The following is a 323-nucleotide window of genomic DNA, read 5'->3' on the forward strand; positions in this document are numbered from 1 at the left end:
CGGCAACCCCGTCCAGAAACAGGCCCAGGCCAAAACCAACCCCAAAGCCTCCACCGCCAGCGGCGGCCGGGCCAGCGCAGGAGGAGGCGGGAGCGGGGGCAAAGCCACCTCGAAACCCGGCGGCAACACCGGCGCCAGCACCCGCTCCAACGCAGGATCCAGCGGCGGCGGAGACAAACCCGCCGACAGCTGCCCGCTGAACAACAGCTTCACCCCCGGCACCAGGGTCCTGATGGCCGACGGCACCACCACGCCGATCGAGCAGGTCAAGCCCGGTGACACCGTGATCGCTACCGACCCCGAAACCGGCACCACCAGCGTCG

Annotated in this window: 1 protein-coding gene; it reads left to right on the plus strand. The window is 70.3% G+C overall.

What is annotated here, in order from left to right:
• Positions 1-323 (plus strand): hypothetical protein (locus tag ACFHWT_RS31525; RefSeq protein ID WP_416598359.1); only part of this gene is annotated, 323 nt, incomplete at both ends.

The sequence above is a fragment of the Micromonospora sp. LOL_021 genome (assembly GCF_048060215.1).
Taxonomy (GTDB): Bacteria; Actinomycetota; Actinomycetes; order Mycobacteriales; family Micromonosporaceae; genus Micromonospora_E.